Annotated in this window: 4 protein-coding genes and 2 pseudogenes; 5 read left to right on the forward strand and 1 reads right to left on the reverse strand. The window is 67.8% G+C overall.

Features of this window, described 5'->3' with window-relative positions:
* Window positions 1–61: 61 nt before the first annotated feature.
* The 5 genes and pseudogenes from ACIQUT_RS40050 to haaN form a co-directional block, all read left to right on the forward strand.
* Window positions 62–1,009 (forward strand): annotated as a pseudogene (locus ACIQUT_RS40050) (transposase); the annotation flags it as partial.
* 530 nt (window positions 1,010–1,539) lie between these two features.
* Window positions 1,540–4,299: a cyclophane-containing RiPP biosynthesis TPR protein HaaT gene (haaT, locus tag ACIQUT_RS40055; protein ID WP_403570639.1), complete on the forward strand. Its 2,760-nt coding sequence runs from the start codon at window positions 1,540–1,542 to the stop codon at window positions 4,297–4,299.
* Window positions 4,300–4,404: 105 nt separating this feature from the next.
* The gene (gene haaA / locus ACIQUT_RS40060; RefSeq protein ID WP_403570641.1) at window positions 4,405–4,596 is read left to right on the forward strand and encodes a HaaA family cyclophane-containing RiPP peptide; all 192 of its coding nucleotides are present in this window, start codon (window positions 4,405–4,407) and stop codon (window positions 4,594–4,596) included.
* A 13-nt stretch (window positions 4,597–4,609) separates the two neighbouring features.
* Window positions 4,610–5,764, forward strand: coding sequence for an FxsB family cyclophane-forming radical SAM/SPASM peptide maturase (locus ACIQUT_RS40065; RefSeq protein WP_403570642.1), 1,155 nt, complete (start codon window positions 4,610–4,612; stop codon window positions 5,762–5,764).
* Window positions 5,765–5,842: 78 nt separating this feature from the next.
* Window positions 5,843–6,316 (forward strand): cyclophane-containing RiPP N-acetyltransferase HaaN, encoded by a 474-nt coding sequence (gene haaN, locus ACIQUT_RS40070; protein ID WP_403570644.1) that lies wholly within the window; start codon window positions 5,843–5,845, stop codon window positions 6,314–6,316.
* 623 nt (window positions 6,317–6,939) lie between these two features.
* Here the strand turns inward: haaN and ACIQUT_RS40075 are convergent.
* Window positions 6,940–7,842, reverse strand: a pseudogene (locus ACIQUT_RS40075) (IS110 family transposase); the annotation flags it as partial.
* Window positions 7,843–7,936 lie beyond the last annotated feature (94 nt).

Here is a 7,936-nt window from a genome sequence, read left to right on the forward strand (position 1 = left end):
CGAGTAGTCCCTCATCGCCATCGGCGGTCTTCTCGCTTCCTCCGGATCAAGCAGATCCAGTATCAGCGTGTCCACCACTCAGGGGGAGGCCCCGTTCCCTCCGGGGATGTTCGAAGACATGTACCCGTCGTCCAATGGCCGTCCGAGTCTGCCGCCACAGGTTCTGGCCGCGACGGTGGTGCTGCAGAGTCTGCACGGGCTGTCGGACTTCGAGACGGTTCAGGAGCTGCGGTGCGACCTGCGGTGGAAGGCGGCCTGCGGACTCGGTTTGTACGACACCGCGTTCGATCCCTCAATGCTGACCTACTTCCGCCGCCGTCTGCGCCGGTCCGCTGATCCGACGCGGATCTTCGCCAGGGTCAAAGAGATCGTGGCCGCGACCGGGGTGCTCAAGGGCAAGCAGCGGCGGGCACTGGATTCGACCGTGCTCGATGACGCAGTGGCCACCCAGGACACCGTCACGCAGATCATCTCCGCCATCCGGCGGGTGATCCGTGAGGTCCCCGGCGCCCAGGAGGTGGCTGGCCGGTGGTGCACGGCGCACGACTACACCGATCCGGGCAAACCGAAGATCGCCTGGAACGACGAAGCCGCCCGTGCTGTGCTGGTTGATGCGCTGGTCAGCGACGCCCTCAACCTGATCGGCCGCCTGCCCGAGCAGGAGCTCGGCGAGAAGGCGGCGAACGCGGTCGGCCTGCTGGCCCTGGTCGCCGGGCAGGACGTCGAACCGGTCGAGGACTCCGACGGCCGTGACGGCCGCTGGCGCATCGCCCGCGGCACGGTGGCCGACCGGACGGTGTCCACCGTCGATCCCGACGCGCGGCACGTCCACAAGAACCGCACCCGTCACCAGGACGGCTTCAAAGGACACGCCTCCTTCGAGCCGGAGACCGGCCTGTTCACCGCCGTCGCCCTGACCGGCGGACACGGTCCCGACAGCCACGAGGCCGCCGTCGCCCGCAGCCTGCTGGAAGACGAAGACGGTGAGTTAACCGTGCTCGGCGACACCACCTAACAAAGCACTACTAGGGTCCCCGTTCTTGTATTGGTCTCGGCTGTCACCGTTGCCGCTGCCACAGCCCGTCACCAGGGCTGCCGCCAGCACGACCCCGCCTGCCGACCTGGCCACACGCACGGCGCTCCCTTTTCGCCCCCAGGCCCTCAGGGGCGCCCGTGATCAATTTTTTGGCGACGGCTACCAGGGCTGACTACACACCTAATACCGACCATCACTCTCTGCTCGCGACCGAGCAGCGCGTCCGCCTGGTCTTCTGGCTGGCTCCGCGAAAGCGGCGCCGGTACGCGCGGCGTAGAAGCCACGCACAGATTGGCTGATACGGACCGGTGTGTGGCGGGGAGCTGACCTTGACCGGGCTCCGTGGGAGCTGGTCCGCTTATGCGCGACGAGGCGTCGGATCCGGGGGTTGCCGTCGTGACCAGATCTACAGCTGGAAAGCTATGCCGCCCCACAGGCAGCCAGCCCGAACGGACTCATTCCGGCTTCGCCAGGACGACCCACGTATGAGGCTACGGCGGGGCATGTCCGTCGCCGTCGTGGCCGCTGGTGGGGCCGTGACAACCATGCTTTTAGGGCTCGTCACCAACGCTGTGTCCGAGTCGGAGTGGCCCGGGTGGCTGGGGTGGTTGCAGCGGCATGGCTGGTTCTCGTTCGCCCTGCTGGGCGGGATCGTGGTCGGGCTGACCGTGCTGCTTGCCGCGCTGTCGGAGTCAGGAGCACCAGAACGCCGCGCTGCGTCGACGACCCAGCCAGAGGAAGGGGCGGAGCCTCCGGGTGCCGCCCTCGTACTGCGCTCCCTGCCGCGCGACACCACCGCGTTCACCGACCGGACCGCCGAGCTTGAGGCGCTGGTGCGGTCCGTACGGAACTCGCAGGAGATTGGCGAGGCGTTGCCTGTGCATGTAATCGACGGAATGCCAGGCGTCGGGAAGACGACGTTCGCCGTACACGCAGGACACGTGCTGTCAGAAAGGTTCCCGGACGGCCAGCTCTTCGTGAACCTCAACGGGCACACGACGGGACGGCCCCCGGTGCAGGCCACCGAAGCGCTCGCATCGTTGCTCGCGGCGACCGGAGTGCCAGCGCAGCGGATTCCTGTCGGCGACGATCTGGGTGCGGTCACCGAAGCGCGGGCGGCCATGTGGCGGAGCCAGCTCGCCGACAAGAAGGCACTGCTCATCCTCGACAATGCTGCCAGCTATCGGCAGCTGGCGCCCCTACTTCCCGGCGGGAGCGGCTGTCTCGTACTGGTGACGAGCCGGAATCGGCTGGCTGCGGACGAGGAGGTCGTCCTGCCAGTTGAGGCGTTGCCGGCGGACCATGCAGTCGACCTGTTCATACGCCTCAGCGGCCGGCCGGCGGAGTCGCTCGATCGGGCCGTCCTCGAGCAGTTGGTGGAGCTGTGCGGATGCCTGCCACTCGGGGTGTCGTTGCTCGCCGCGCGGCTGCGCCATCGCCCGTCGTGGAGCGCCGAGGACCTCCGTGCGCGTCTGCTCACGGCCCAAGACCGGTTAGGAGAGCTCCGAGCCGGGGAGCGCGCGGTCGCCGCGACGTTCAGCCTGTCCTACCAGGACCTCACACCTGAACGGCAGCACCTCTTCCAGTGTCTCGGCCTCTACCCTGGAACCGAACTGGACGCGTTCTCCGGAGCCGCGCTCGGCTCGGTCTCGGTGGCGGCGGCACGCGAGGGAATCGACGCGCTCTATGAGGCCCATCTGATTGACGAGCACCCGGGAAGCCGGTTCAGGCTTCACGACCTCCTACGAGACTATGCCCGCGGTCTCGCGGACGAGGGAGGCAGCATGAACCCTGTTCATGCCGTTCAACGCGTGTGCACCTACTACCTGGCCGCCCTCGCTGTCGCGAACGGACACATTGCCCGTAGCGGCGCGGCCACACCGAATCCGCCGGACGGCGCCGCCCAGGTCGAGACCCCACCCATTGATTCACGCTCGGCGGCTCTGGGGTGGCTGGAGGACGAGCGGGCCAATGTCCTGGCCTGTATCCGAAGGGCAAACGACCTCGCGCTGTACGAGTTGGTGATCCTCATGGCTGCGGCTATGGCGCCCTTCCTGCGGCAGGCCGGGCCCTGGGACCAAGCCGCTGATCTTCACCGGACCGCCGCCGAGGCAGCCCGGCACATCGGCGACCGGCGGTCGCTGGCCAACGCGTTGGCCGAGCTCGGAGTCGTACGTCGCTTCATGGCGGCCTACCCCGAGGCCATCGAGGCGCTGAACGAGGCAGTGGCGGAGTACGAGGCGGTCGGCGAGAAGCGAGGCAAGGCCGACGCTCTGAACCAGGTGGGCATCGTCTGGTACATGACCGCGGACAACGACGCCTCTGCCCGGGCGCAGACCGAGGCTCTCGCGCTCTACCGGGAGGTCGGAGACCGGCTCGGCCAGGCCAACGCACTCGCGGACCTCGGCATGGTGCGCCGGCAGACCAGCCGGTTCGACACAGCGGTGGCGGCACAGACCGAAGCGCTGTCGATCTACCGGGAGCTGGGCGACCGGTACGGGGAGGCCAACTCGCTGCGGGACCTTGGCGTCGTGCACTGTCTCCTGGGCGAGTATCAGCTGGCTGCGCAGCGCCACCGTGAGGCGTTCGCCATCTACCGGAATCTCGACGACCGGGTCCACCAGGCGTACGCCCTCAACGAGCTCGGAGTCGTACGGCGCCTCACCGGCGATCCCACCGGAGCGCGGGAGGCACACACCCGGGCACTGGAGTACTTCACCGAGCTCGGCGAACGGTTCGGCCACACGAACAGCGTTCGCTACCTCGGGGTACTGGACCGCATGGACGGGAACGTCGCCGAGGCGATCCGGTTACTGGAGGACGCCTTGGGCTCATACCGCGATTTCGGCAGCCGTGGTGGCGAAGCCGCCTCGCTGGGCGAACTGGGTGTGGCGCACGGGGTTGCTGGTGAGCGGGACAGTGCCGTCGAGTCGTTCCGGCGGAGTCTGGACATCCTCCGAGAGCTCGGCGACCGTTGCGGTGAAGCAGAGGTCCTGAACCATTGGGGGACACTGCTGGGCTCCTGCGGTGACTGGGCCGCCGCCCGCGCGCTCTTCGAGCAGGCGCTGCGGCTGGCCCGGGACATCCGCTGCCCGCTTGAGGAAGCACGAGCCCTGGAGGGGATCGGTCGTTGCGACTGGATGGCCGGCGAGCGGGCGCGAGCCGAGGGGGCGCTACGTGAAGCGCTGGACATATACCGGAGGTTGGGCGTGGACGGGGCGGCAGATGTCGTCGAGCGGCTGCTTGCATCTCGGGCCGATTAGCCAGGCACGTGGCCGGATCCGGTATGCCGCCGAGGGTAGCGGTGCTGTTACCTTGCGGGCTGGTCTGCCGCCCCACTGCTGTTGTACTGCCCCGAGGAGCGTCGAATGCCGTCACGCACGCCCGTTCCCGCACCGCACGCTCCGGCGCCCGTCGTTGCGGAGTCCATGAACGGTTCGGTCGTCCTGGACCGTGTCGCCGCCCGCGTACGGCAGCGACTGGCCGCTGAGCAGATGGCGTCAAACCACGCCGGCGAAGGTGGTCACCAGGCTTCGCTCATCTGGACGTGGCCTCTTTGAGCCGTTCCGCTCGATGACACCGCGCGCGGACGTCGCCCCTTTTCGGTCGTTCATCCTCAAGGTCGCCAATCGCTGCAACATCGATTGTGACTACTGCTACGTCTTCAACTCCGCGGACCAGGCGTGGCGGCACCTGCCCGCCCGGATGAGTGCGGACGTGGCCCGGGCCGCGGGACGGCGAATCGGTGAGCACGCAGCGGCACACGGCCAGCGGGGTGTACATGTCGTACTGCACGGTGGTGAGCCGTTGCTCGCCGGCCCCCGGCACATGGCAGACCTGCTCGGCGCCGTACGGGAGGGTGTTCCGGCCGGTGTGGCGGTACGTTTCGAACTGCAGACCAACGGGACGCTCCTCACGAATCCATGGCTGGACCTCTTCGCGCGGTACGAGGTCGTTGTGGGCGTCAGCCTCGACGGACCGCCTGCTGCGAATGATCGGCATCGGCTGACGCACGCCTCGCGATCGAGCGCCGCCTCGGCCGTACATGGCATTGAACTCCTGCGGTCCCGTCCGCACCTGTTCGCAGGGCTGCTCGCCGTCGTCGACCTGGCCAACGACCCGGTCGAGGTCCACGACTACCTGGCGTCGTTCGAGCCACCTGTGATCGACTTCGGCCTGCCGCACGGGACCCACGACGAACCGCCGCACCGCAACAACCCAGAGGTACCCGAGTACGGGCTGTGGATGAGTCGCGTCTACGACGCCTGGCTCGCTCGACCAGAGCAGCAGCACAGCGTGCGGATGCTGGAAGACATCGTGGCGCTGACCTCCGGGGTGCATGGCTCGGTGGAGTCCCTCGGCCTGGCCCCGCCGACGAGCATCGTGATCGAGTCGGACGGCACGATCGAGGGCGTGGACACCCTGCGGTCCGTCGAGGAAGGCGCCTCCTGGCTGGGACTCGACGTCTTCGGGAACTCCTTCGACGAGGTCCTTCATCATCCGAAGCTGCTGCACCGGCAATACGGGAAGGCCGCACTCGCCGAGCAGTGCCAGAGCTGCCCTCTGGTGGACGTGTGCGGCGGGGGCTACCTCCCGCACCGCTTCAGCACCGACCGCAACTACAAAAATCCCTCCGTCTACTGCGCGGATCTGGAGTACCTCATCCGGCATGTCCAGGACTCCCTGCGCCAGTACGGTTGGTCCCCGCACACGGCGACAGCCCCGTAGCCGCAAGCCGCGGCGTCACACCCGGACCACGCGTTGCAACAAGCGAGTGAAGTGATGGAAGAGCGACAGGAGATCTCGATGAGCGTGACGATCCGCCCTGCCGACAGGAGCGACATCGAGGCCCTGGCCGAACTGATCGAGGAAGTTGAGCGGTTCTACGGATCGGTCGAGATCCAGCCGCTCGAAGAGCGCCGCTCTCAGGTGGAGGAGGCGCTCTTCGGCTCCCCGCCGTTGGCGTCGGCGCTCTTGGTCGAGGACGAGACCGGTGATCTCGTCGGACTTGCCGCCTACTCGTTCCTCTGGCCTGCGGCCGGCTCCTCCCACTCCCTATTCCTGAAAGAGCTCTATGTCCGCAGTACCCTCCGCCGCCAGGGCGTCGGTGCCCGCCTCATGGGCGAGCTCCGCGCTCTGGCCGCCGCACGCCCCGGGTGCAGTCGGGTCGAGTGGATGACGGACCGCGACAACCCCGGCGCACGGGCCTTCTACAAGTCGTTGGGGTTCGCGGAGTTCGACGGGAAGATCGTCTACCGTGTGGACACCGGTACGACCTGAGGTGGCGGCTGGGCCGTGACGGAAATTTGCTGCGACCGCTGTAACCTCGTCATGGTCTGGTGGCCGCACCGCGCTGGGGCTGGATCCCTCGCCGCCGGCCGGGCTCCGGGATCAGTTGAGCAGCAGCTACCCGGCCACCGCGACGGAGGGAAACACCACGCGGCAGACGGTACGGCGATGCGAGGAGAGCCAGACGCCTTTCTCCCGAGAAAGCGTCACTGAGCTGCGTGATGACGACGTCGCCAGTCGCACCACCTTGCGAGCAAAGCCACTGGCACGCACCAGCGCAGCGCTCTCCCAAGAACTGAGCCGCAAAGCCGCCATCTGATCCGCTACGCTGTTCCTGGGCTGCCCTCGTAGCAGCCCAGGACCTTGCAGAGGCCAGCCGGACGCTCACGCAGAGTATTCGGCTACGTTTCGTGCAAGGCCCCGCCTTCGTGGGCCTTGCGGAAAACTCCGAAGCCGCAGCTCAAGAGCCTGCCTCCAGAACCCCCAGGAACGCTCTTCTTGGATTCCGGGAACTCGTAACTGTCTCTTCGCAGGTCAGCGGTCCAGCGCACCGAAGGTGCGCTGGACCGCTGACCTGCGAGTCTCACGATGCACACCGCTTCCTAATGCTGTTGTCAAGCGGCTGCCGTGACTGGCGGTGCCACTTCGTAGCACCGTCGGTCACGGATCAGAGCCCAGATGACGTTGACACGTCGGCGGGCGAGGGCGAGGACGGCCTGAACGTGCTTCTTCCCCTCGGCGCGTTTGCGGTCGTAGAACTTCCGCGAGTTCGGGTCGTAGCGGACGCTGACCAGCGCGGAGGTGTAGAAGACGCGCTGGAGTCGTCGGTGGTAGGAGATGGGCCGGTGAAGGTTGCCGCTGACCTTGCCCGAGTCTCGTGGTGCCGGGGCGACGCCGGCGAAGGCCGCCAGGGCGTCCGGCGAGTCGAACTCGTCCAGGTCGCCGCCGACGGCGGCGAGGAACTCGGCGCCGAGCACGGTGCCGATGCCGGGGACGCTCAGGATGATGCCGGCGAGTTCGTGCTCGCGAAACCGGCCCTCGATGAGCTTGTCCATCTCGGCGATCTGCTCGTTGAGGGCCATCACCTCCTCGGCCAGGGTGTGGACCAGCTTGGCGATGGTCTTCTCCCCGGGGACGGCGGTGTGCTGCCGCTCGGCGGCCTCGACCGCCGCCTCGGCCAGGGCTCTGGCGCCTCGGACCTTGCGGTTGGCCAGCCATTTCGTCAGCCGGATGACCCCGGCGCGGCGGATCGCGGCCGGGGCCTGCTAGCCCGTCAGCAGCCTGAGCGGGCCTGTGTTTGTCACGTCCAAGACCCGCTCCAGGGCCGGGAACATGGACAGCAGGGTGCCGCGCAGGCGGTTGACCGCGCGGGTGCGGTCCTCGACCAGATCGGCCCGGCGGCCGGTCAGCAGCTTCAGCTCGATGGCGGCCTCGTCGCCGGGACGGATGGGCCGCAAGTCCCGGCGCATCCTCGCCTGGTCGGCGATCACGTAGGCGTCGCGGGCGTCGGTCTTGCCCCAATACCGGGAAGTTTGCAGTCAGGGGCTGCTGTCAAGTGGTTCGGGAATGTTGATGTAGAGGGGCGGGGCTCCGCGTAGGACGGAAGTCGAC

It is taken from the genome of Streptomyces sp. NPDC090445 (genome assembly GCF_044769385.1).
Taxonomy (GTDB): Bacteria; Actinomycetota; Actinomycetes; order Streptomycetales; family Streptomycetaceae; genus Streptomyces.